We start from the raw sequence: 21,533 nt of genomic DNA on the forward strand, positions 1-21,533 counted from the left end.
TGAATCATGGAAATGTCGGTTCGCGAAGCCCGCGCCCAATTCGCCGCCGCCCTTGCGGCTGCAGAGCGGGGCGAGCGCGTGACCATCACCAAGAACGGACGCCCGGTCGCGGAGCTGGGGCCGCCCTCCGCGGCGCAGCCGAAGCGCAAGGGTGGGATCGATTGGGAACGGGTTGAGCGCGTCCGCAAGGAAATGGGCTTGGACAAGCTGCCTCCATTACCCGACGGATGGCAGGAGGAGTTCGACGACCCCGCGTTCAGTCGCGAAGTTCTGGGGCTCGATGACGATTGGGAGCCTTATCGGCCTTGAGCGTCCTGCTCGATACCCATTTCGTGATCTGGCTCGCCAAGGACGGCGCGGAGCTGACGCCGCGCGAACGAGCATTTCTCGACGCGCAGGAGGAGCGCGCCTGGATCTCGGCGATCTCGATCTGGGAGCTGAGGATAAAATGGTCGAAGGTGAGCCGAAACGGCGAGCGCAAGGGCGCGCTGGCGCCCGAAGCCGCGATGCTTTTCGCCGACCTGGCGGGCATTGAGATCGTGCCGATCACCGGAGTTGACTGCACGATGCCACTCCGCACGCCGCTCTCGCACAAGGACCCCTTCGACGAGATGCTGCTCGTCCACGCCCAGCAACGCGGTGCGCGGCTGCTCACCCGCGACAGCGACCTGCAGGGTCACCCGCTGGTCGTGTCGCTGTAGCGCTTCAGCTCGTCGCCGATCACCCGCACCACGTGGAGCACGTTGGTGCTCCCCGGCGTCCCGAACGGCACGCCCGCGCAGACGACCACACGGTCGCCCGCCGCGGCGATGCGATGACGCAGCGCCATGCGCTTGGCCTTGGCGACCATCTCCTCGAAATTGCCGACGTCGCGGGTATGGACCGCATGCACGCCCCACAGCAGCCCCAGCCGCCGCGCGGTCTCGATCTTGGGCGTCAGCACCAGGATCGGCACCGACGGGCGCTCGCGCGCGATGCGGCGCGCGGTCGAGCCCGACATGGTGAAGCAGATGATCGCGCTCGCCGACACGATGCCGGCGATGCTCTTCGCCGCCTCGGCGAGCGCGTCGGCGGTGGTCGGATCGGGCTTGGTGATGGTGAAGTGCACGCGGTCGCCGTGCGCGGGATCGCGCTCCACCGAATCGGCAATCGAGTTCATCATCGCGACCGATTCGACCGGCCAGGCGCCCGCCGCGCTCTCGGCCGACAGCATGATCGCGTCGGCGCCGTCGTAGACTGCGGTGGCGACGTCGGACACCTCGGCGCGGGTCGGCGTCGGCGCGGTGATCATCGATTCGAGCATCTGCGTCGCCACCACCACCGGCCGGCCCATCCGCCGCGCAGTCTCGACGATGCGCTTCTGCAGCGGCGGCACCGCCTCGGGCGGCAGCTCGACGCCCAGGTCGCCGCGCGCCACCATCACCCCGTCGCAGCCCTCGACGATCTCCTCCAGCCGCGACACCGCGGAGGGCTTCTCGATCTTGGCTAGCAGCGCCGCGCGCCCCTCGATCAGCCGCCGCCCCTCGGCGAGGTCCTCCGGCCGCTGCACGAAGCTCATCGCGATCCAGTCGACCCCCTGGTCGAGCGCGAACGCCATGTCGCTGCGGTCCTTGGGCGTCAGCGCCGCCAGCGGCAGCACCACGTCGGGGACGTTGAGCCCCTTGGAATTGGACAGTGGCCCGCCGACCACCACTTCGGTGATGATCTGCTCCTGGTCGTGCTCCAGCACCTTCAGCACCAGCTTGCCGTCATCGAGCAGCAGCCGCGCGCCGGGCTCGATCGCCGCGAAGATCTCCTTGTGCGGCAGCTCGACGCGGGACGAATCACCGGGTTCGGTCGAGCGGTCGAGCAGGAAGCGCTGCCCCGTCTCCAGCGTCACCCGCCCCTCGGCGAACCTGCCGACGCGCAGCTTCGGCCCCTGCAGGTCGGCGAGGATGGTGGTCGGCCGGCCATAGGTCTTCTCGAGCGCGCGGATCGCCGCGATCACCGGCTCCTTGGACGCCTGGTCGCCATGGCTCATGTTGACGCGGAAGGCGTCCGCGCCGGCGACGAACAGCTTCTCGATCATCTCGGGCGTGTTGCTCGCGGGGCCGAGCGTGGCCAGCACCCGGACCTTTCGGGAGCGCGGGTGGATCGTGCGGGTCATGCTGGGCTCCTGTCGCTTGCGTGGGCGCGTCTAGCGTCTATTGCGAACGGATCAACCGGAGAACGGGCAATGGACGAACTGGATGCCTTGGACGACCGCGTGGCCGCCACCGCCTTCCGCCGGCTGGTCCGGCACCTGCGCCGTCGCAGCGACGCGCAGAACGTCGACCTGATGGGCCAGGCCGGCTTCTGCCGCAACTGCCTGGCCGACTGGATCGGCGAGGCGGGGCATCTCGACAAGGCGCGCGCCCGCGAGATCATCTACGGCATGCCATTCGAGGAATGGAAGGCGAAGCACCAGGGCGAGGCGACGCCGGAGCAGCTCAAGCGCATGGAGGAGAGCATCGCCCGGAACGCCGCGCTCGACGAGGCGCTGGAGGAGAGCTTTCCGGCGAGCGATCCGCCGTCGATGACGGAGCCCCGTTGAGCCCGCGCGCAGCTTCGCCTACAGGCGCCGCTCAACCCGATGGAGATACATGAATGAGCGAGGTTATCGCCGCCGATCAGCTGCGCCTTTTGATCGAGCGCATCGAGCGGCTTGAGGAAGAGAAGCGCGGCATCGCCGACGACATCAAGGACGTCTATGCCGAGGCCAAGTCAACCGGCTTCGACGTGAAGACGATCCGGACGATCATCAAGCTGCGCAAGATGGAGAAGCATCACCGCGACGAGGCGGAGGCGCTGCTCGAAACATACAAGGCCGCGCTCGGGCTGGCCTGAGCCGCTTTTCCTGGTCTAGAGACGAGCCATGGCAGGCCATTCCAAATTCAAGAACATCATGCACCGCAAGGGCGCGCAGGATAAGAAGCGCTCGGGCATGTTCTCCAAATTGAGCCGCGAGATCACCGTCGCGGCCAAGATGGGTCTCCCCGACCCGGACATGAACCCGCGCCTGCGCGCCGCGGTCAACGCCGCCAAGGCGGCGTCGATGCCCAAGGACAACATCCAGCGCTCGATCGACAAGGCGAGCCGCGGCGATGCCGAGAATTACGAGGAGGTCCGCTATGAGGGCTTCGGCCCCGGCGGCGTCTCGCTGATCATCGAGGCGCTGACCGACAACCGCAACCGCACTGCCACCAACGTGCGCACCGCGGTCAGCAAGAACGGCGGCAACCTCGGCGCCTCGGGTTCGGTCAGCCACGGTTTCGACCGCATGGGCCTGATCACCTATCCGGCGAGCGCGGGCGACCCCGACAAGGTGTTCGAGGCCGCGCTGGAGGCGGGTGCCGAGGACGTGAGCTCGAGCGAGGACGGCCACGAGATCTGGACCGCCCAGGCCGACCTGCACGAGGTCGCCAAGGCGCTCGAGCCGGTGCTGGGCGAGGCCGAGGCGGCCAAGCTCGCCTGGCGTCCCCAGACGATGGTCGAGGTGGGCGAGGGCGACGCCGCGACGCTGTTCAAGCTGATCGACGCGCTGGACGACGACGACGACGTCCAGACCGTGTGGGGCAACTACGAGGTTCCCGACGAGGTGATGGAGAAGCTGGCTTGACCCAAATCCTCCCCGAGCTCGCTCGGGGAGGGGGACCGCCGACCGCAGGTCGGTGGTGGAGGGGCGGCGCGCCAGCGCCGGCTTTCGCCGTCGCCCCCTCCACCATGCTGCGCATGGTCCCCCTCCCCGAGACAAGCTCGGGGAGGAACGGGTGCTGATCCTCGGCCTCGACCCTGGCCTCGGCACCACCGGCTGGGGCCTGATCCGCGCCGAGGGCAATCGCCTCAGCCACATCGCCAACGGCCGCCTCGTCACCGACACCGCGGCCCCGCTGCCGCGCCGGCTGGCACACCTCGACACGATGCTCGCCGCCCTGATCGCCGATCGCGCTCCCGATGCCGCCGCGGTCGAGGAAGTCTTCGTCAACGCCAACCCGCAATCGACCCTCAAGCTCGGCCAGGCCCGCGGCGTCGTGCTCTGCGCCGCGGCGCGCGTCGGGATCGACGTCGGCGAATATGCTGCGCGGCTGGTCAAGAAGGCGGTGGTCGGCGTCGGCAACGCCGAGAAGGCGCAGGTCCACGCCATGGTCACGCGGCTGCTGCCCGGCGCGAAGATCGACGGCCCCGATGCGGCCGACGCCCTCGCCGTGGCGATCTGCCACGCCCATCACGCGGCGACGGCACGGCGGATCGGGTGAAGCCGGGACCGGCATTTCCCGCTTTCCTACATCATATCGTTCCTGTTACGTACCGAACATGACCGGCTCGCCGACCGCACCCTGGACCGTCCTCTTTCCCGGCGCGTGCCCTGCGGAAGCCGACGCTTATGTCGTTTTCCCGGAACTTTCGGAACCTTCGGGGCGGCCGGCGTGATCGCGCACCTCAAGGGCATTTTGACCGCCACCGCCTCCGACCACGCCGTGATCGACGTCGGCGGCGTCGGCTATCTGGTCGGCGCATCGGCGCGCACGCTGTCGGCGCTCGGCGCGGTCGGGGACGGCGTCACCGTGCATACCGAGATGCTGGTCGGGGAGGATTTCATCCGCCTGGTCGGCTTCGCCACCGCCGAGGAGCGCGACTGGTTCCGCCTGCTCACCGGCGTGCAGGGGGTGGGCGCGCGGGTCGCGCTGGCGATCCTCTCCGTATTGGCGCCGGAAGAGCTTTCCCGCGCGGTGTCGGCGCAGGACAAGGCGATGGTCGCCCGCGCCAACGGCGTCGGCCCCAAGCTCGCCGAGCGCATCGTCCGCGAATTGAAGGACAAGGTCGGCGGTATCGCGATCGGCGGCGGCACGGCGCCCGCGGCTGCCGCCGGCAGCGCCGCGGCCGATGCGCTGTCCGCGCTCGCCAACCTCGGCTTCCGCCCGGCCGAGGCGTCGAGTGCGGTCGCGGCAGCGGAGGAGGAACTGGGCCCCGGTGCCGGCCTCGACGCGCTGGTGCGGCTCGCGCTCAGGAAAGCCGCGAAATAATCGGAACTTGTTGCGACTTGCCAACAACCGTTCCGAGGCATAGCCTCCGCCGCGACCAAGTCAGGAGGGCGTGTATGAAGCGGCTTCTTCTTGTGACGACCAGCGCATTGCTGGTGTTTCCCGACATCGCGATGGCTCAGGCGACGACCCGGCCTGCTCCCGGCCAGGAACGGCCGGTCGGCCGGCCTCAGGTCCAGCCGCCGCGGCCCAATCCCGGTCAAGGCGTGAGGCCGCCGCAGCCGCCGCGGCCCAATCCGGGCGGACCCTCGATCCAGCCGCCGCGCCCCAATCCCGGCGGACCGGCGATCCAACCGCCGCGGCCGGGTCCGGGCCATGGCGTCCGCCCGCCGCGGCCGCGTCCGCCGCATCGGCCGGGCTATCGTCCGCCGAACTTCCGGCCGCTTCCGGCGCCGGTATTCCGTTATCCGCGCGGCTATCGCTACCGGCGCTGGTCGATCGGCCTGCTGTTGCCGAGCCTGTTCCTGTCGTCGGCCTATTATTACAACAACTACGGAAACTTCGGCTTCGGCCCGCCGCCGCGCGGCCATCGCTGGGTCCGCTACGGCCCTGACCTCCTGCTGGTCAACGTCCGCACGCGGCGCATCGTCGACGTGATCTACGGCGCGTTCCGATGAGGTGACGGTCGGCGCCGGACGCGTTCACGCTCGCGCTCGACAAGGCCGGGTGCGAACGGGTAGGGAACATGCCCACCCATGACCGACGCCGACCGCATCCTCACTGCCTCCCGCCGCGCCGAGGATGTCGACGCGGCGCTCCGGCCCAAGACGCTCGACGAGTTCGTCGGGCAGAAGGCCGCGCGCGAGAACCTGCGCGTGTTCATCGACGCAGCGAAGGCGCGGGGCGACGCGCTCGACCACGTCCTGTTCTTCGGCCCGCCCGGCCTCGGCAAGACCACGCTGGCCCAGATCATCGCCCGCGAGATGGGCGTGGGCTTCCGTGCCACCTCGGGCCCGGTGATCGCCAAATCGGGCGACCTCGCCGCGCTGCTCACCAATCTCGAGGACGGCGACGTCCTGTTCATCGACGAGATCCACCGCCTCAATCCCGCGGTCGAGGAAGTGCTCTACCCGGCGATGGAGGACCGCGCGCTCGACCTGATGATCGGCGAAGGCCCGTCGGCACGTTCGGTCCGCATCGACCTGCCGCGCTTCACCCTGGTCGGCGCCACCACCCGCCAGGGCCTGTTGACCACGCCGCTCCGCGATCGGTTCGGCATTCCCGTGCGGCTCAATTTCTACACGGTGGACGAGCTGCTCCGCGTCGTCACCCGCGCCGCGACCCTGCTCGACCTCCATGTCGCCGAGGACGGCGCCCGCGAGATCGCCAAGCGCTCCCGCGGCACCCCCCGCATCGCCGGCCGGCTGCTGCGCCGGGTGCGCGACTTCGCCAACGTCGCCGGCACCGAGACCGTCGACGCCGCCACCGCCGACCGCGCGCTCAACCGGCTGGAGGTCGACGCGCTCGGCCTCGACGCGATGGACCGGCGCTACCTCACCATGATCGCCGACGTGTATCGCGGCGGCCCGGTCGGCGTGGAGACGCTCGCCGCCGGCCTGTCGGAACCGCGCGACACGATCGAGGAGGTGATCGAGCCCTATCTCATCCAGATCGGCATGATCGCCCGCACCGCCCGCGGCCGCTGCCTCAACGCCGCCGGATGGAAGCACCTCGGCCTCGATCCGCCGACGACCGCACAGGACGGCTTGTTCGATTGAGGCGCCAAACGGGGTTCCCGCGGCGAATCGCCTCGGCTAGGCGTTGACGCCATGACTGCCGAGGCGACCGACCTGCCGCTCGAAGGGCGCTTCGAGGGGATCGAGCACCGATTCCCGGTCCGCGTCTATTTCGAGGACACCGATCTCTCCGGCATCGTCTATCACGCCAACTACCTCCGCTTCATGGAGCGCGCCCGCTCGGCGATGCTGCGCGCCGCCGGCATCGACCAGCGCGCCGCGCACGAGGCGGGCGAGGGCGCCTACGCCGTGCGCGACCTCCACATCCGCTATCTCGCCCCGGCGAAGCTCGACGACACGCTGTCAGTGGTCACGCGGCTGGAACGAATCCGCGCCGCCTCGGTAGTCATTCATCAACGAGTCATGCTCGGCGGGCTTTTGCTGGCCGACGCGCGCGTCGAGGCGGCCTTCGTCGCACCGAACGGCCGGGCGCGCCGCCAGCCGGCCGAGTGGGTGAGGAGGTTCGAAGCCCTCGTGGATAAGGGGAATTGATCAGGTGGAATTGCTAGCCAACCCGAACGCCGCGACGCTGTCGCCGGTCGCGCTCTTCCTCCAGGCCGACTGGGTGGTGAAGGGGGTGATGATCGGCCTCATCCTCGCCAGCATCTGGACCTGGGCGATCATCATCAGCTTCCGGTTCAGGATCGGCGGCCTCCGCCGCAACTCCGACCGGTTCGAGGCCGAGTATCGCAAGGCGGCCGATATCGACGCCTTCCACCGCATCAACGGCGACAGCCCGCTGCCGATCGCCAAGGTGTTCGCGGCCGGCGTCGCCGAATGGCGCCGCTCGACCGGCGGCAAGCGCATCGACCGCGAGGGCACGCGCCAGCGGCTCGCGACCGCAATGGGATCGGCCGCCGCGGCCGAGGTCGACCGCCTGTCCGACCGGCTCAACGTCCTGGCGACGATCGGGGCGGTGGCGCCGTTCGTCGGGCTGTTCGGCACCGTGTGGGGCATCATGCGCAGCTTCACCGCGATCGCGGGCGAGCAGAACTCGTCGCTGGCGGTGGTGGCGCCCGGCATCGCCGAGGCGCTGTTCGCGACCGCGATCGGCCTGTTCGCGGCGATCCCGGCGGTGATCGCCTACAACCGCTTCAGCCACGCCATCAACCGCATCGAGGCGCGCCTCCACCGCTTCGCCGACGGCTTCCACGCGACGCTGAGCCGGCAATTGGACTCCGGCGACTGATGGCCATGAACCTCCCCTCCCAGCACGGGCGCGGCCGGCGTATGCCGATGGCGGACATCAACGTGACGCCGCTGGTCGACGTGATGCTGGTGCTGCTGATCATCTTCATGGTGACCGCGCCGTTGCTCACCGCCGGCGTGCCGGTGAACCTGCCCGACAGCCGCGCCAAGGCGCTCGAGCAGGACCAGAAGCCGGTCGACATGGCGATCGACAACCAGGGCCGCGTCTTCATCGACAAGACCGACGTGACGGCGACGCTCCCCGACGCGCTCGCCAACCTCGCGGCGCAGGGCAGCCCGGACAAGCCCCGCCAGGTGTTCCTGCGCGCCGACACCGGCCTCGACTACGGCCGGGTGATGCACGTGATGGGCGAGCTCAACCGCGCCGGCCTCAACCGCGTCGCGCTGGTCACCAACGCCGCGAGCGAGGAGCGGTAGGGTGGAACGCGGCGAGAAGATCGGCTTGGGGTTGGCCGCGGCGGGGCATGTCCTGCTGTTCGGCCTGCTCTCGGTCGGCTTTCTCTCCACCCCCAACCCGCTGAAGCTCGAAAGCAAGCCGATCGACATCTCGCTGGTCGACGCGATCAGCCTCAAGTCGGCGGTCCCCGCCGCGACCGAGCCGCCTGCCTCCAGCCAGGCGCCCGACACCGGCCCGCCGGAGGAAGCGCCGCCGCCCGCCGAAGCGGTCGCCGAGCCCCAGCCCGCGCCGCCCGTGGCCCAGCCCGCGCCGGCGCCGCCGCCAAGGCCCGCGCCGGTGGCCAAGCCGGAGCCGCCCAAGCCTGCCCCCGCCAAGCCGTCGCCGGCCAAGCCCGCGCCCGCCAAATCCGCCACCAAGGCCGCGCCGGCACCGACAAAGGCGGCCGGCACCAATCCCGCCGCGACCAAGCCCAAGCCGCGCGGCAGCCTGCTCGGCGACGATTTCCGCAAGAGCCTCGCCGTCTCCGCGGAGAAAGGGCGGGGCCAGGCGCCGCGCGCGCAGGCGGTGTCGGCGCAGGCGGTCGCGGGGCTCGCCGACGCGATCGCGCGGCAGGTCCAGCCCTGCGCCAATCGCGTGCCTATTCCGGGCCCGGGTGCCAACCAGATCCGTTCGCGCCTGCGCCTGCAGATGACGCGCGACGGCACCCTTGCCGCGCGCCCGGCGCTGATGGGCCAGACCGGCGTCAACGGCGAGAACCAGCGCTATGCCCAGCGCGTCGCCGAGCTCGCCACCGCGGCGATCATGCAATGCGCGCCCTATACCCTGCCCGCCGAGCTCTACGAGAACGGCTGGAAGGACATCATCATCAACTACAAGCTGCCGGGGTGAGGGCAGCGAGGAGAGCATCATGCCGCAGTCGACCGTCCCCAATCGTCATGCCGGACTTGTTCCGGCATCCACCGAGCCGCGAGCGCAGGACGCGCGGCTCCGTGGACCCCGGCACAAGGCCGGGGTGACGAAGTATGTGTGGCGAGGGCTGGCGCTTGCCATGGGCCTCGGGATCGCCGTCCCCGCCGCGGCGCAGGTCGAGGTCGACGTCGTCGGCGGCATCTCCGCGCCGATGCCGATCGCGATCCCGCCGATGCCGACCCCGGCCGCACAGGGCACGCCTGCCGGCAGCACCGACGCGCTCGGCCGGCAGGTCGCGGAGGTGGTCACCAACGACCTCAGGAACTCCGGCCTGTTCAAGCCGCTGGGACCGGAACAGCTCCGCGCCGTCAGCATGGACCAGGTCACCGCGCCCGATTTCCCCTACTGGGGCAGCACCGGCGCGCAGGCGCTGGTCGAGGGTTTCGTGCGCGCCAACGGCGACGGTACGCTGACGGTCGGCTGCTACCTCTACGACGTCTTCGCCAAGACCGAGCTCGCCCGGCAGGGCTTCGTCGTCTCGCCGGCCGACTGGCGCCGCGGCGCGCACAAATGCGCCGACACCGTCTACACCCGCCTCACCGGCGAGGGCCCCTATTTCGACAGCCGCATCATCTACGTGTCCGAGACCGGACCCAAGAAGAAGCGCATCAAGCGCCTCGCCATCATGGACCAGGACGGCGCCAACCACCGCTTCCTCACCAACGGCCAGTCGATCGTGCTGACGCCGCGCTTCGCGCCCAACCAGCAGCAGATCGTCTACATGAGCTACGTCAACGACAAGCCGACGATCTATGTCTACAACCTCGGCTCCGGCACGCAGCGCCGGCTGGTGACGACCAACAACTTGACCTTCGCCCCGCACGTCTCGCCGGACGGCCGCTGGGTGCTGTTCTCGATGGCGGTGGCGGGGAACACCGACATCTACCGCATCTCGATCAACGGCGGCTCGCCGGAGCGGCTGACCAACAGCCCCGGCATCAACACCGGCGGCAGCTATTCGCCCGACGGCTCCAAGATCGTGTTCGAGAGCGATCGCTCGGGCACGCAGCAGCTCTACGTGATGAACGCCGACGGATCGAACCAGCAGCGGATCAGCTTCGGCGGCGGGCGCTATGCGACCCCGGTGTGGAGCCCGCGCGGCGACCTCATCGCCTTCACCAAGATCACCGGGTCGTTCCGGATCGGCGTCATGTCGGCCTCGGGCGGCAACGAGAAGATCCTGACCGAGGCGTGGGGCGACGAGGGACCGAGCTGGTCGCCCAACGGCCGCGTGCTGGTGTTCTTCCGCACCGCCCAGGGGTCCGGCAAGGCCGACCTGTGGTCGGTCGACCTGACCGGCGTCAACGAGCGCCGTATCCCCACCCCGCTCGACGGATCCGATCCGAGCTGGGGACCGTTACGCCCCTGAAAGAGTTTCTAAGGATCAGAGTTCCACCATTCCCGTCGCTGACGGGGCAAATCTAGGGAGATGCCGACATGGCCAGGACCACAACCAGACTGATCGTCGCCGCGGCGCTGATCGCCACCGCCGGCTGCGCCAAGAAGACCCCGCCGGTGCTGCCGCCGGAGCCGGTCGGCGCCCAGCCGGGCACCGGCCAGACCGAGCCGAGCGGCCCGGTGACCGACACGGTGGTGCCGGGCAGCCAGCAGGACTTCCTGCGCTCGGTGCAGAGCGATACCGTCCACTTCGCGCTCGACGCCTATGACATCGATCCGGAAGCGCGCACGATCCTCGACAGCCAGTCGACCTGGCTGCAGCGCTACCCCAACGTGCGCATCACCATCGAGGGCCACTGCGACGAACGCGGCACCCGCGAATACAACCTCGCGCTCGGCGACCGCCGCGCCAATGCCGCCAAGAACTACCTCGTCGCGCGTGGCATCGACGCGAGCCGCATCAGCACGATCAGCTACGGCAAGGAACGCCCGGTCGCGATGGGCTCCGACGAGGCGAGCTGGGCCCAGAACCGCCGCGCGGTGACGGTGACGCTGCAGTAAAATCTCCCTCTCCCTATGGGAGAGGGAAGGGCCCGCTCGCGCAGCGAGTGGGAAGGGTGAGGGCGACGTAGCTCTCACCCCGTCACCCTCACCCTTCCGCCGCCTTCGGCGGCTCCCTCCCTCTCCCAATGGGAGAGGGATTTTTGTTGCGACTCACATCACAACGATATAAATCTGATATCACTTTAACAGGAGGGAAGTGATGTCGGACCTCAATCGGTCGAACCTGCAGCGAAGCCAGGAACGTCCTGCGGCGTCGATGAGCGGCTACATCATGCTGCTGCTCGCGCTCGTGGCGCTGGCAGGCATGGTCTGGGGCGGCAGCCTGATCGACGCCAATCCGGAGCTGGGCGTGCCGGTGCTGATCGTCGCGGTGCTGGCGTTCGTGCTGATCGTTCCGGGCTTCTACATGCTCCAGCCCAACCAGGCGGCGGCGATCACCTTGTTCGGCAGCTACAAGGGCTCCGACCGCACCACGGGCCTGCGCTGGGTGCTGCCCTGGTACGCGCGCCGCAAGGTGTCGGCCCGCGCCAACAACATCATCTCGGAGCGCATCAAGGTGAACGACCTGCGCGGCAATCCGATCGAGATGGCGGCGCAGGTGGTGTGGCGCGTGACCGACACCGCGCAGGCGCTGTTCGACGTCGACGACTATAAGGCGTTCGTGAACGTCCAGATCGAGGCGGCGGTGCGCACGATCGGCTCGCGTTACCCCTATGACGACTTCGAGCATCAGGAAGTGACGCTGCGCGGCAACCACGACCAGATCGGCGCCGAGCTGCGCGAGGAGCTGATCGCGCGGCTGCTGGTGGCGGGGATCACCGTCGACGAATGCGGCTTCACCCATCTCGCCTATGCGCCGGAGATCGCCCAGGCGATGCTGCGGCGGCAACAGGCGCAGGCAGTGGTCGCCGCGCGCCAGACTTTGGTCGCGGGCGCCGTAGGCATGGTCGAGATGGCGCTTGAGCAACTGAGCGCGAAAAATGTGGTCGAGCTCGACGACGAGCGCCGCGCGGCGATGGTCTCGAACCTGATGGTGGTGCTGTGCGGCGAGCGTGACACCCAGCCGGTCGTCAATACGGGCACGCTCTACCAGTAAGGCTCGGCGATGGCGGCTCCCCCCAAGAAGGCGTTCCCGCTGCGCCTCGATCCCGCGCTCTACGCGGCGATCGAGCGCGCGGCGGCGAGCGATCTCCGGAGCGTCAACGCCGAGGTCGAATGCCTGCTGCGCGAGGCGCTCGCACGCCGCGGGGTGAAGCTGGCCGACCCGGTCCCGGTCCGGCGCGGGCGCCCGAAGAAGGACGAAGGAGACAGTCAATGATCGGAGTATTCACGCGCAATCCCCGCCCGCTCGCGGCGCTGTTCGGCGCGTTGGCGATCGCCGGCTTGATCGTGGCGTTCGTCCGGTGAGCGCGAACGGCCGGCGCGACGACGAAGCCTGGTTCGCGCCGAAGCGCTTCGGCATCGGCGCGGGCCTGCCGATCGCGTGGCAGGGCTGGGTGACGCTGGCGGTCTATTCCGCCGTCGTCATCCTCGTCGGAGGAGCGCTCGTCCCGCGCCATCCGTTCGTCGCGGTCGTCATCATCCTCGCCGCGACCGCCGCCTTCCTCGCCATCTGCGCCCAACATACGCGCGGCGGCTGGCGGTGGCGCTGGGGGAAGGAGGATTAAGCAGGTCGAACGTCTATGAGCCCCTCCCCTTCAGGGGAGGGGTTGGGGGTGGGGCAGTGCGGCAGACGATACGCTCGAGGACAGGCCCCACCCCGACCCCTCCCCTGAAGGGGAGGGGCTAGTAATCCACCTAACCCAACGCCTCATCCAGCAACCGCGCCAATCGCAAGCCGCCCTTCACCACCTGCTCGCGCGCTGGCTCGACCAGTCTGGCGATGGTCGCATCGTCGAGCCTCGCCCGCGCCGGCTGCGGTCCGCAGGGATCGCCGAATGCGCTCGCATAGACCACGTCGCGCGCAACCTTCCACGAATCGCGGCTCCAGTCCTCGACGCTGCCGGCGGCGATCCGCCGGCGCTCGGCGAGCGGATAGCGGCGCACCAGCGACGGCGGCGTGCCGATCGCCCGCTCGGCCAGCCAGCCGTCCCAGATCGCGTGCAGGTTGAGCCGCTCGGGGCCGTAGATGCCATAGTCCGCCGGCACCTTGTTCCCGCCCTGGTCGTGCCGCTCGCCGGCGTGGAGCGGCTGGGAGAGGTCGCCGACGAAGTGGATCAGGAACACCAGCGCCTGTACCCGGTCGTGCGGCGAGGTGCGGTGATCCTTGAGCAGCGCGACGTCGCGCTCGATCTGCGCCGACACGCAATTGCCGTCCTTGCACGCCGGCTTGAGGTCGAACGGCGCGCAGACGTCGACGTCCTGGAAATGCCAGGTGTAGGCGAAGTCGAACGGCCGTTTGCCGTTCGCGTCCTTGATCTTCTTGATGCAGTCCGCCCAGGTGCTCGCGCCCTCGACCGTGTTCGCCGGGCATTCTGGCGTGCCGAGCAGCCGCGATCGCGCGAGCAGCCGCCGCACCGCCGTTCGCGTCGACGGCTTCACATTGGCCATCGCGATCCGCGCGACGGTCTCGTGACCATATTCCCAATAGGCGAAGGCGGGCGCCGGAAGGCAGGCGGCGGCGAGCGCGAGCAGCGCGAGAACTCGGCGGAACATGCGGCGGCGATTAGCCCCTGACATCCGCCGAGACCAGTGTCACCCTTCGTCCCCGTACATCGCGACCACCCGCTCCCCGCCTGCCGAGGCGCGAGCGCGATGCATGCCGGATGTGGTGAAGTCCCAGACCATGGTCCCGTCCGCTCCGGCGACGATCACACCGCCGGTGCCGCCGAGCGCCTTCACCTCGGCCAGCACCGCAGCGGTCGCCTCCGCGATGCCGGTCCCGGCGAGCCGTACCCGTGCCTCGATCTCGTGCGCCGTGCCCACCCGCAGGAAGAACTCACCCGCTCCCGTGCAGGAGACGGCACAGCTGCGGTCGTCGGCCCAGGTGCCGGCGCCGACCACCGGCGAATCGCCGATCCGGCCCCAGCGCTTGCCGGTGACGCCGCCGGTCGATGTCGCCGCGGCGAGCCGTCCCGAGCGGTCCCGCGCCACCGCGCCGACGGTGCCGTATTTCATGTCGACGTCGAAGGCGTCGGCGCCGCGGGCCAGCAGCTCCGCGAGCTGACGGCGGCGCTCCTCGATCACGAACCAGCCGTTGTCGACTTGCTCCGCGCCGATCTCGCGCGAGAAGGCGTCGGCGCCGATGCCGGCCAGGAAGACGTGCGGGCTCTGCTCCATCACCGCGCGGGCGAGCGCGACAGGGCTGCGCGTGAAGCTGACCCGCGCGACGGCGCCGGCGCGGCGGGTGGCGCCGTCCATGATCGCGGCGTCGAGCTCGGCGGTGCCCTCGCGGGTCAGCGCCGAGCCGCGGCCGGCGTTGAAATGCGGGTCGTCCTCCAGCACGCGCACCGCCGCCTCGACCGCATCGAGCGCGGCGCCGCCTGCGGAAAGTACGTCCGCGCCGGCATCGAGCGCACGGCCCAATGCGGCGCGGACGGCGGCCTCGGTCTCAGGCGAGGTCCGGCTGCGCTCGATCGCTCCGGCCCCACCGTGGATCATCAGCGTCCAATCGGGATTCGTCATGGCCGGGAGCCCTAGCAGAAGCACGGACCCGCGCCACCCGCGGCCGGAGCCCGATCAGCGGCCTGAGCCAGTCGACCTCGCGCCCGATCAGGTAGAAACCCCAGCACGCCGCCACCGTCGCCGGCACCAGCACCGCGAATTCGCCGAGTGCGCCGATGCCGAGCGGCTTCACCCAATATTCGACCAGCACGATCGCGGTCTGATGAATGATGTAGAAGGGGAAGACCGCCTCGGTCAGCATCGGCCGCCATTTGTGGTCGCGGTTCCAGAAGCGGCTGGCGATGCCGATAAGCGCCGCGATCGCCGCCCAGGTCTCGATGTCGCGGGCGAGGCGGAAGACGGTGACGATGTCGTAGCTGGGGAAGCTGAAGTCGGGCCAGGCGACGAGCAGCGCCGCGATCACCGCATAGGCCGCGACCGCCAGCGCCGCCGATCCCTTCCAGTGCGCGACCAGCGCCGCCGTCACCGGCCGCGATCCGGCGAGCGCGAAGCCGAACAGGAAGGCGGGGACGTAGCGGACGTGCGCGCCAAGATCGCGGATCAGGTCGTGCGTGTCCTCGTTCCGGTGGAACAGCACCGTCTGGATCAGCACGACATAGAGGATCGGCAGCCACACCACCCGCGCGCCGCCGCAGAACAGCCGGTCGAACGCCGCCTGCGCCCGCGTGCCGTCCGCCACCAGCGCTAGCATTGCGCCGAGCCCCAGCGTGTAGACCCAGAGGTAGAGCACGAACCACAGGTGGTTCCAGGTCGGCATGACGATGCCGAACAGCGTGCCGAAGCGGAAATAGTCGGTCAGCCAGAAATGGAGGAAGCCGGCCCGGTAGCCATGCTGCACGACCACCTCGACCCAGCTCTGCGGCGGCACCACCACGGCCATACCGAACAGCAGCGGGATCAGCAGCCGGCTCGTACGGCTCCGGAGGAACGCGCCGATCCCCGGCGACTTCATCAGCAGCGCCCGGCTGGCATAGCCCGACACCACGAACAGCAGCGACAGCCGCCAGGGGTTGGTCAGGAACATCGCGATCTCGACCCAAGCCATCGGCTGGGCGGTCTTGATGTGGAACCCCCAGGGCGCGAATACCATGTCGATGTGATAGAGGATCAGCAGCGCGAACGCGCCGACCCGCAGCCAGTCCATTCCATAATGCCGTTCCATGGCGCACCTCCTTGCATGCGATGCATGATCGCTATGCGGACGGCTGCGGGGCGGGTATCGCTGAGGGCCGGATGGCGGCTTCACCGGGACGATGGACGAGACGCGGGGGATGAGCGGCGGGTGGCGCGGGATGAACGGGACGCAGCGCCGGATCATGCTCGGCGCGCTCGGCCTGTTCCTGCTGATCGTCGTCGTCATCATGATCGCCAACGCCGAATCGACACTGAGCGACCTCGCGGCCAACGGCGTCCACATCCGCCCCGACCTGGTGTGGTCGTGGGAATGGACCAGCATGATCGGCTGGCTCAGCCTCTATCCGCTGCTGTGGATCGCGGTGGCGCGGATCCGGCCGCCGCGCGTGCCGTGGCCATGGGTGGCCGCCCTGCTGGTGCTCGGCAGCGTCGTCGCCTCCGGCTGGCATATCGGCGTGATGGTGGCGCTGCGCCACGTTTATTACGACGCGGTCGGCTCCGGGCCGTACCGCTTCTTCGGCGTGATTCCCGAACGGCTGCTCTACGAGTACCGCAAGGACGTCGCGACCTATCTCCAGTTCGTCGCACTGGCGGCGATCGTGCAATGGCTGATCGCCCGCGCCGCCACTCCGCCCGCCGCGCCGCCGCGCGCGCTCGCCGTCGTGGATGGAGCAGTCACTCACCATGTCCCGATCGACGAGATCGAATGGATCGCCTCCGCCGGCAACTATGTCGAGATCGGCTGGAAAGCGCGCACGCTGCTCCACCGCGCGACGCTGTCGGCGACCGAGGAGGCGCTCGGCCCCGAGTTCGTCCGCATCCACCGCGGCCGGCTGGTGCGTCGCGCCGCCATCCGCCGCGTCGAGAGCGAGCGCAGCGGCGACTTCACCGTCACGCTAGAGAGCGGGGCGGAGCTGCGCGGCAGCCGTCGGTACCGGCTTTCGTGACAGGCCGATCAGCGGCCGCAGCCACCCGATCCGCCGGCCGACCAGATAGACGGCGGCCGAGGCGCCGATGCTCGCCACCGCCAGCAGCGCGAACTCGATCCAGGGGCTGATCCTCAGGTCGAGCGTCCACCACGCCACGATCACGATCGTCGTATGGTGGATGAGATAGGCGGGGAACACCGCCTCGGCGAGCGGCCTGCGCCAGCGATGATCGCGGTTGAGGTAGGTATCGGCGAGATGGAACAGCGCCAGCACCATCCACCACGCCATCGCCACCCGCGCCGCCCGGTCGAGCGCCGCGATCGCGTGCGGGGGCAGGGTGTCGGCGGGATAGGCGACCTCGATGGCGATCACGACAGCGCCCGCCGCCACCGCCGCCGCCAGCGCCGGCCGCCAGATGCGCGCGATCATCGGCCAGGCGGCAGCATTGCCCGCGACGACGAAACCGAAGGCGAAGATCGGCCAATATTCGACATGGGCGCTCCAGTCGGTGAACAGCCCCTGCTGCTCGGGCACGACGAACATCAGCGACAGCTTGGCGACGGTCAGTGCTGCGGGCGGCGCCCACAGCAGCCGCCGCCGCTCGCCCAGCCAGCCGAGCAGCCGGTCGCCCCAGCCGGCGCCCGCCCGCGCCACCACCGCGCCCAGCACCATGGTATAGCCCCAGAGGTAGGCGACGAACCACAGATGCTCCCAATTGGGGAAGCTCACGCCCCAGAACCGGCCCCAGCGCCAGTAATCGAGTGCCCAGAAATGGAGATAACCGCTCGGATAGCCATGCTCGCGCACGCGCACCCACATCTCGATCGGTGCCAGCACCGCCATGCCGAACGCGAGCGGGATCAGCAGCCGCGCATGACGTGACTTGAGGAATGCACCCAGACCATCGCTGCGGGCGAGCAGTTTGCGTGAGGCGTAGCCCGACACCGCGAACAGCAGCGCCAGCCGCCACGGCGTCAGCGCCGCCATTGGCGGGATCAGCGCCGGATAGGTGACCGGCCACTTCACCACCCAGCTCCATGGCGCGAACACCATCGCGGCATGATAGAGGATCAGCAGCGCGAACGCGGCGATGCGCAGCCAGTCCATCCCGAAATGGCGCTGGCTGATGGTCGTTGCGAATTGTGCCGCCGGGGGCTGGTGCAAGGGCCTGGTCCACTGGCGCCTGGGCTGGCGCATCGCGCGCGAGCATAGTGTCGACATGTAAGCGAAATGTTATGGCAACAATCGGCATCGCCCGTGATCTGAGGGAGGAGGGGACATGCGCAGCTTCGCCATCCGCCTGGCACTGGCCGCGGCGGCGCTCGCGGTGACGGGCCCGGCGTCGGGGCAATTGCTCCAGGCGCTCAAGATCATGCGCAACAACCGGCCGCCCGCGGCGCCGTTCGCGCAGCTGAAGCCCCCGCCGCCGCCCGATTATGCGCGGCCCTCCGAATGGGCGGCGCTGCCGACCACCCGCGACGAGGCGGATGCGACTCCGCCCGGCATCCGCGCCATCGACCAGACCCAGGCGGAGGTCGACGTCTTCTTCATCTACCCGACCGTGCTGATGAGCCGCGACGTATGGAACGCCGACACCCGCGATCCCGAGCTCAACCGCCGCATCGAGACCACCACCATTCGCAGCCAGGCCACCGTATTCAACGGCTGCTGCGCGATCTACGCGCCGCGCTACCGCCAGATGACGCTGGGCGGCTACATGAAATGGTCGGACAACAGCGTGAAGGCGACCGAGCTCGCCTATTCGGACGTCGCGCGCGCCTTCCGCGTCTTCCTTGACCGCTACAACCGCGGCCGGCCCTTCATTCTCGCCGGTCACAGCCAGGGCTCACGCCTCGCCCGGCTGCTGATCGAGCGCGAAATCGACGGCAGGCCGGTCGCCAATCGCCTGGTCGCTGCCTACCTCCTCGGTCACTGGATCGAAGCCGACTGGTTCAGCCACCTGCGCAGCGTGCGCGCCTGCACCCGCGCCTTCGACACCGGCTGCGTCGTCACCTGGTCGACCTTCGCCGAGGGGCGCGACGGCTCGGCCCAGCGCCGCACGCTCGGCATCCAGTCGAAATACAAGCCCGAGCAGCTGAAGCGCCCCTACGTCGGCATCAATCCGCTCACCTGGACCACCGATGGCACGGTGGCGCCGAAGTCGCTCAACAAGGGATCGTGGCTGCCCGGCCCCGGCCCGGCGCTGCGCTCGCTCGATGTCGGCCTGGTGTCCGCGCGCTACCGTGACGGCGCCGTCTACGTCTCGCCGCCGGGGATCAAGTCCTATACCGACTATGTCATCCCGTTCGGCAACTACCATAATCTCGACTATGCGATGTTCTGGATGAACCTGCGCGAGAATGCGCAGACCCGCGTCAACGCCTTCTGGAAACACTGAGTCCCGTCTCCTTCGTCATTCCCGCGAAAGCGGGAATCTATTCTGGCTGGCGGCGGTGAGATTCACTGGCTTCGGCGACAATGGATTCCCGCCTTCGCGGGAATGACGAAGGCGCTTGTGGTTCCGCTGAGGCCTCATCGACGCTATATGGCTGCCGTTCCACGAGGAAATCGAATGTCAGTCCGTCCCTGGCGCGACATCGCGCGCCGCAAGAGCCGCCAGATCATGGTCGGCAACGTCCCCGTCGGCGGCGATGCGCCGGTCACCGTCCAGACGATGACCAACACGCCGACCGCCGACGCGCGCGCGACGATCGACCAGATCCGCCGCTGCGAGGACGCGGGCGTCGACATCATCCGCGTGAGCTGCCCCGACACCGACTCGACTGCGGCGCTCCGCCAGATCGTCCGCGCCGCGCGCGTGCCGATCGTCGCCGATATCCACTTCCACTACAAGCGCGCACTCGAGGCCGCCGACGCCGGCGCCGCATGCCTCAGGATCAATCCGGGCAACATCGGCTCGTCCGAGCGTGTGGAAGAGGTGGTCCGCGCCGCCAAGGCCAACGGCTGCGCGATCCGCATCGGCGTCAACGCCGGCAGCCTCGAGAAGGACCTGCTCGAGAAATACGGCGAGCCCTGCCCCGAGGCGCTGGTCGAGAGCGCGCTCGACCATATCAAGCTGCTCCAGGACCACGACTTCCACGACTACAAGGTCGCGGTGAAGGCGTCGGACGTGTTCCTCGCCGTCGCCGCCTATCAGCAGCTCGCGGAGGCGGTCGACTGCCCGCTCCACCTCGGCATCACCGAGGCGGGGGGCTTCGTCGGCGGCACGGTCAAGTCGGCGATCGGCATCGGATCGCTCCTGTGGTTCGGCATCGGCGACACCATCCGCGTCTCGCTGTCCGCCGAGCCGGAGGAGGAGGTCCGCGTCGGCTTCGAGATCCTCAAGAGCCTCGGCATCCGCAACCGCGGCGTGCGCGTGGTCTCGTGCCCGAGCTGCGCGCGCCAGGGCTTCGACGTGATCCGCACCGTGCAGGTGCTGGAGGAACGGCTCCAGCACATCCGCACGCCGATGTCGCTGTCGGTGCTCGGCTGCGTCGTCAACGGCCCCGGCGAGGCGCGCGAGACCGACATCGGCATTACCGGCGGCGGCAACGGCAAGCACATGGTCTATCTGTCGGGCGTCACCGACCATCATGTGAGCGACGCCGACATGGTCGACCACATCGTCAGGCTGGTCGAGGCCAAGGCGGCGGAGATCGAGGCCGCGGAGGACGCGCGGGCGGTGGCCGCGGAATAGCCGTCGAAGCGGAATCAGTGCTCCTGCGAAAGCAGGAGCCCAGGCCGCAAGTGCATAGCTCGTGATCCGGGGCTCCTGCTTTCGCAGGAGCACAAGCTCATCTCGTCAGGAAGGTCTTTAGCTCCCCCCCAGCACGTTGATCGTGAACGCCAGCACGCCGAGGTTGAAGACGAACGCGATCATCGAATGCCCCGTCACCACCCGCCGCATCCGTGTCGAGGTGATCGCGGTGTCGCTGGTCTGGAAGGTCATGCCGAGCGTGAAGGCGAAATAGACGAAGTCCCAATATTCGGGCTCGTCCGCGCCGGGGAAATCGAGCCCGCCGGTGTCCTTGCCGCCGTCGGCGGTAAGGTAGAAAAGATGGGCATAGTGCAGCGCGAACACCGTGTTGCCGAAGGTCCAGGCGATCAGCAGCGTCGCCACCACCAGCGCCAGCGTGATCGGCGGCGGCTTTCCCGTGGTCCCCAGCTCGGCCGCCACCGCCGCCAGCACCGCGATCGTCGTCGCCGCGGTCACCGCCAGCATCATCGCGCGATTGGCGTCGTTGCGGCGTGAGGTCTCGCGCATCACCTCGGCATCGGTCTGCCGCAGCAGCGGCGCTACCGCGGCCAGGAACACCAGCGCCGCGACGTCGAACCCGATCATCACGCCCTGCGCCCAATCGGTAAGGGTGATCGCGATCGGGACCGCCACCGCCGCGATCACGCAAAAGGCGAGGAATCGCGGCGGCGCGATCCGGTTGCCGATGCTCTGCTGGCCTCCCGCCATTGCGCTGGTATAGCGCAGCCGTCACGCCGTGCCAGCAGAAGGGGAGGG

At 69.2% G+C, this 21,533-nt stretch carries 27 protein-coding genes; 21 read left to right on the plus strand and 6 right to left on the minus strand.

All coding sequences use genetic code 11. The features are described 5' to 3' along the window. The first annotated feature begins 6 nt into the window (after positions 1 to 6). Positions 7 to 309: a type II toxin-antitoxin system Phd/YefM family antitoxin gene (locus LZK98_RS05660; RefSeq protein ID WP_233785428.1), complete on the plus strand. Its 303-nt coding sequence runs from the start codon at positions 7 to 9 to the stop codon at positions 307 to 309. Continuing rightward, a complete protein-coding gene (locus LZK98_RS05665) occupies positions 306 to 701 on the plus strand; it encodes a type II toxin-antitoxin system VapC family toxin (RefSeq protein ID WP_233785429.1) in 396 nt (131 codons plus the stop codon). The genes LZK98_RS05660 and LZK98_RS05665 overlap by 4 nt, the downstream gene beginning before the upstream one ends. Here the strand turns inward: LZK98_RS05665 and pyk are convergent. Then, on the minus strand, positions 677 to 2,146 hold the full coding sequence (gene pyk / locus LZK98_RS05670) for a pyruvate kinase (protein WP_233785430.1): 1,470 nt from the start codon (positions 2,144 to 2,146) through the stop codon (positions 677 to 679). The two genes, LZK98_RS05665 and pyk, sit on opposite strands and share 25 nt — an antisense overlap. A gap of 69 nt (positions 2,147 to 2,215) precedes the next feature. Between pyk and LZK98_RS05675 the strand changes: the two genes are divergently transcribed. From LZK98_RS05675 to LZK98_RS05750, 16 genes are all read left to right on the plus strand, one after another. Next, positions 2,216 to 2,572, plus strand: a complete 357-nt coding sequence (locus tag LZK98_RS05675) for a DUF1244 domain-containing protein (RefSeq protein WP_233785431.1) — start codon at positions 2,216 to 2,218, stop codon at positions 2,570 to 2,572. 53 nt (positions 2,573 to 2,625) lie between these two features. Continuing rightward, a complete protein-coding gene (locus tag LZK98_RS05680) occupies positions 2,626 to 2,865 on the plus strand; it encodes a DUF2312 domain-containing protein (RefSeq protein ID WP_233785432.1) in 240 nt (79 codons plus the stop codon). Positions 2,866 to 2,893: 28 nt separating this feature from the next. Beyond that, positions 2,894 to 3,637: a YebC/PmpR family DNA-binding transcriptional regulator gene (locus tag LZK98_RS05685; protein WP_233785433.1), complete on the plus strand. Its 744-nt coding sequence runs from the start codon at positions 2,894 to 2,896 to the stop codon at positions 3,635 to 3,637. Between the two features lie 151 nt (positions 3,638 to 3,788). Further along, entirely contained in the window at positions 3,789 to 4,274 is a 486-nt protein-coding gene (ruvC, locus tag LZK98_RS05690; protein ID WP_233785434.1) for a crossover junction endodeoxyribonuclease RuvC, read from the plus strand. Between the two features lie 171 nt (positions 4,275 to 4,445). Next, positions 4,446 to 5,042 carry a Holliday junction branch migration protein RuvA gene (ruvA, locus tag LZK98_RS05695; protein WP_233785435.1) on the plus strand — a complete coding sequence of 199 codons (597 nt, stop codon included), beginning with the start codon at positions 4,446 to 4,448 and terminating at the stop codon, positions 5,040 to 5,042. Between the two features lie 74 nt (positions 5,043 to 5,116). After that, positions 5,117 to 5,677, plus strand: coding sequence for an RcnB family protein (locus tag LZK98_RS05700; RefSeq protein WP_233785436.1), 561 nt, complete (start codon positions 5,117 to 5,119; stop codon positions 5,675 to 5,677). Between the two features lie 78 nt (positions 5,678 to 5,755). Further along, the gene (gene ruvB / locus LZK98_RS05705) at positions 5,756 to 6,778 is read left to right on the plus strand and encodes a Holliday junction branch migration DNA helicase RuvB (RefSeq protein ID WP_233785437.1); all 1,023 of its coding nucleotides are present in this window, start codon (positions 5,756 to 5,758) and stop codon (positions 6,776 to 6,778) included. 51 nt (positions 6,779 to 6,829) lie between these two features. After that, the gene (gene ybgC, locus LZK98_RS05710) at positions 6,830 to 7,288 is read left to right on the plus strand and encodes a tol-pal system-associated acyl-CoA thioesterase (protein ID WP_233785438.1); all 459 of its coding nucleotides are present in this window, start codon (positions 6,830 to 6,832) and stop codon (positions 7,286 to 7,288) included. 4 nt (positions 7,289 to 7,292) lie between these two features. Further along, on the plus strand, positions 7,293 to 7,985 hold the full coding sequence (gene tolQ / locus LZK98_RS05715) for a protein TolQ (protein WP_233785439.1): 693 nt from the start codon (positions 7,293 to 7,295) through the stop codon (positions 7,983 to 7,985). Then, entirely contained in the window at positions 7,985 to 8,422 is a 438-nt protein-coding gene (tolR, locus tag LZK98_RS05720) for a protein TolR (protein ID WP_233785440.1), read from the plus strand. The genes tolQ and tolR overlap by 1 nt, the downstream gene beginning before the upstream one ends. A gap of 1 nt (position 8,423) precedes the next feature. Then, positions 8,424 to 9,290: a cell envelope biogenesis protein TolA gene (locus tag LZK98_RS05725; protein WP_233785441.1), complete on the plus strand. Its 867-nt coding sequence runs from the start codon at positions 8,424 to 8,426 to the stop codon at positions 9,288 to 9,290. A gap of 160 nt (positions 9,291 to 9,450) precedes the next feature. Further along, complete coding sequence (gene tolB, locus LZK98_RS05730) at positions 9,451 to 10,740, plus strand: Tol-Pal system beta propeller repeat protein TolB (protein ID WP_233786512.1); 1,290 nt, start codon at positions 9,451 to 9,453, stop codon at positions 10,738 to 10,740. A 68-nt stretch (positions 10,741 to 10,808) separates the two neighbouring features. After that, positions 10,809 to 11,330, plus strand: a complete 522-nt coding sequence (gene pal / locus LZK98_RS05735; RefSeq protein ID WP_233785442.1) for a peptidoglycan-associated lipoprotein Pal — start codon at positions 10,809 to 10,811, stop codon at positions 11,328 to 11,330. 202 nt (positions 11,331 to 11,532) lie between these two features. Continuing rightward, the gene (locus LZK98_RS05740) at positions 11,533 to 12,429 is read left to right on the plus strand and encodes an SPFH domain-containing protein (protein ID WP_233785443.1); all 897 of its coding nucleotides are present in this window, start codon (positions 11,533 to 11,535) and stop codon (positions 12,427 to 12,429) included. Positions 12,430 to 12,438: 9 nt separating this feature from the next. Further along, positions 12,439 to 12,651: a toxin-antitoxin system HicB family antitoxin gene (locus LZK98_RS05745; RefSeq protein ID WP_233785444.1), complete on the plus strand. Its 213-nt coding sequence runs from the start codon at positions 12,439 to 12,441 to the stop codon at positions 12,649 to 12,651. Between the two features lie 85 nt (positions 12,652 to 12,736). After that, a complete protein-coding gene (locus LZK98_RS05750; protein WP_233785445.1) occupies positions 12,737 to 13,000 on the plus strand; it encodes a hypothetical protein in 264 nt (87 codons plus the stop codon). A gap of 130 nt (positions 13,001 to 13,130) precedes the next feature. On the opposite strand, the gene LZK98_RS05755 is transcribed toward LZK98_RS05750, so the two are convergent. The 3 genes from LZK98_RS05755 to LZK98_RS05765 are packed head-to-tail and all read right to left on the minus strand — an operon-like array spanning position 13,131 to position 16,119. Then, positions 13,131 to 13,988, minus strand: a complete 858-nt coding sequence (locus tag LZK98_RS05755) for a S1/P1 nuclease (protein ID WP_233785446.1) — start codon at positions 13,986 to 13,988, stop codon at positions 13,131 to 13,133. A 39-nt stretch (positions 13,989 to 14,027) separates the two neighbouring features. Next, positions 14,028 to 14,957 (minus strand): isoaspartyl peptidase/L-asparaginase family protein, encoded by a 930-nt coding sequence (locus LZK98_RS05760; RefSeq protein WP_233785447.1) that lies wholly within the window; start codon positions 14,955 to 14,957, stop codon positions 14,028 to 14,030. Further along, the gene (locus tag LZK98_RS05765) at positions 14,884 to 16,119 is read right to left on the minus strand and encodes an acyltransferase family protein (RefSeq protein WP_233785448.1); all 1,236 of its coding nucleotides are present in this window, start codon (positions 16,117 to 16,119) and stop codon (positions 14,884 to 14,886) included. Before LZK98_RS05765 ends, LZK98_RS05760 begins: the two co-directional genes overlap by 74 nt. Positions 16,120 to 16,210: 91 nt before the next feature. Here LZK98_RS05765 and LZK98_RS05770 point away from each other — a divergent pair, with 91 nt between their 5' ends. Then, positions 16,211 to 17,038, plus strand: coding sequence for a LytTR family DNA-binding domain-containing protein (locus LZK98_RS05770; protein ID WP_233785449.1), 828 nt, complete (start codon positions 16,211 to 16,213; stop codon positions 17,036 to 17,038). On the opposite strand, the gene LZK98_RS05775 is transcribed toward LZK98_RS05770, so the two are convergent. Beyond that, complete coding sequence (locus tag LZK98_RS05775) at positions 16,988 to 18,184, minus strand: acyltransferase family protein (RefSeq protein ID WP_233785450.1); 1,197 nt, start codon at positions 18,182 to 18,184, stop codon at positions 16,988 to 16,990. The two genes, LZK98_RS05770 and LZK98_RS05775, sit on opposite strands and share 51 nt — an antisense overlap. Positions 18,185 to 18,299: 115 nt before the next feature. On the opposite strand from LZK98_RS05775, the gene LZK98_RS05780 reads away from it, so the two are divergent. Together LZK98_RS05780 and ispG are read left to right on the plus strand one after the other, a co-directional pair. After that, a complete protein-coding gene (locus LZK98_RS05780; RefSeq protein WP_233785451.1) occupies positions 18,300 to 19,418 on the plus strand; it encodes a DUF3089 domain-containing protein in 1,119 nt (372 codons plus the stop codon). A gap of 174 nt (positions 19,419 to 19,592) precedes the next feature. Continuing rightward, positions 19,593 to 20,717, plus strand: coding sequence for a flavodoxin-dependent (E)-4-hydroxy-3-methylbut-2-enyl-diphosphate synthase (gene ispG / locus LZK98_RS05785; protein ID WP_233785452.1), 1,125 nt, complete (start codon positions 19,593 to 19,595; stop codon positions 20,715 to 20,717). Between the two features lie 117 nt (positions 20,718 to 20,834). On the opposite strand, the gene LZK98_RS05790 is transcribed toward ispG, so the two are convergent. Next, the gene (locus tag LZK98_RS05790; protein ID WP_233785453.1) at positions 20,835 to 21,485 is read right to left on the minus strand and encodes a DUF1345 domain-containing protein; all 651 of its coding nucleotides are present in this window, start codon (positions 21,483 to 21,485) and stop codon (positions 20,835 to 20,837) included. Positions 21,486 to 21,533: the final 48 nt, after the last annotated feature.

Origin of the sequence: Sphingomonas cannabina (assembly GCF_021391395.1) — a bacterium.
GTDB classification, from domain to species: domain Bacteria; phylum Pseudomonadota; class Alphaproteobacteria; order Sphingomonadales; family Sphingomonadaceae; genus Sphingomonas; species Sphingomonas cannabina.

Excerpts from the sequence above, each read along its gene's own strand:
- LZK98_RS05660 (WP_233785428.1), top strand. The coding sequence starts at position 7 with ATGGAAATGTCGGTTCGCGAAGCCCGCGCCCAATTCGCCGCCGCCCTT.
- pyk (WP_233785430.1), bottom strand. The coding sequence starts at position 2,146 with ATGACCCGCACGATCCACCCGCGCTCCCGAAAGGTCCGGGTGCTGGCC.
- LZK98_RS05675 (WP_233785431.1), top strand. The coding sequence starts at position 2,216 with ATGGACGAACTGGATGCCTTGGACGACCGCGTGGCCGCCACCGCCTTC.
- LZK98_RS05680 (WP_233785432.1), top strand. The coding sequence starts at position 2,626 with ATGAGCGAGGTTATCGCCGCCGATCAGCTGCGCCTTTTGATCGAGCGC.
- LZK98_RS05685 (WP_233785433.1), top strand. The coding sequence starts at position 2,894 with ATGGCAGGCCATTCCAAATTCAAGAACATCATGCACCGCAAGGGCGCG.
- LZK98_RS05700 (WP_233785436.1), top strand. The coding sequence starts at position 5,117 with ATGAAGCGGCTTCTTCTTGTGACGACCAGCGCATTGCTGGTGTTTCCC.
- ruvB (WP_233785437.1), top strand. The coding sequence starts at position 5,756 with ATGACCGACGCCGACCGCATCCTCACTGCCTCCCGCCGCGCCGAGGAT.
- ybgC (WP_233785438.1), top strand. The coding sequence starts at position 6,830 with ATGACTGCCGAGGCGACCGACCTGCCGCTCGAAGGGCGCTTCGAGGGG.
- tolR (WP_233785440.1), top strand. The coding sequence starts at position 7,985 with ATGGCCATGAACCTCCCCTCCCAGCACGGGCGCGGCCGGCGTATGCCG.
- tolB (WP_233786512.1), top strand. The coding sequence starts at position 9,451 with ATGGGCCTCGGGATCGCCGTCCCCGCCGCGGCGCAGGTCGAGGTCGAC.
- pal (WP_233785442.1), top strand. The coding sequence starts at position 10,809 with ATGGCCAGGACCACAACCAGACTGATCGTCGCCGCGGCGCTGATCGCC.
- LZK98_RS05740 (WP_233785443.1), top strand. The coding sequence starts at position 11,533 with ATGTCGGACCTCAATCGGTCGAACCTGCAGCGAAGCCAGGAACGTCCT.
- LZK98_RS05745 (WP_233785444.1), top strand. The coding sequence starts at position 12,439 with ATGGCGGCTCCCCCCAAGAAGGCGTTCCCGCTGCGCCTCGATCCCGCG.
- LZK98_RS05755 (WP_233785446.1), bottom strand. The coding sequence starts at position 13,988 with ATGTTCCGCCGAGTTCTCGCGCTGCTCGCGCTCGCCGCCGCCTGCCTT.
- LZK98_RS05760 (WP_233785447.1), bottom strand. The coding sequence starts at position 14,957 with ATGACGAATCCCGATTGGACGCTGATGATCCACGGTGGGGCCGGAGCG.
- LZK98_RS05765 (WP_233785448.1), bottom strand. The coding sequence starts at position 16,119 with ATGGAACGGCATTATGGAATGGACTGGCTGCGGGTCGGCGCGTTCGCG.
- LZK98_RS05770 (WP_233785449.1), top strand. The coding sequence starts at position 16,211 with ATGGACGAGACGCGGGGGATGAGCGGCGGGTGGCGCGGGATGAACGGG.
- LZK98_RS05780 (WP_233785451.1), top strand. The coding sequence starts at position 18,300 with ATGCGCAGCTTCGCCATCCGCCTGGCACTGGCCGCGGCGGCGCTCGCG.
- ispG (WP_233785452.1), top strand. The coding sequence starts at position 19,593 with ATGTCAGTCCGTCCCTGGCGCGACATCGCGCGCCGCAAGAGCCGCCAG.
- LZK98_RS05790 (WP_233785453.1), bottom strand. The coding sequence starts at position 21,485 with ATGGCGGGAGGCCAGCAGAGCATCGGCAACCGGATCGCGCCGCCGCGA.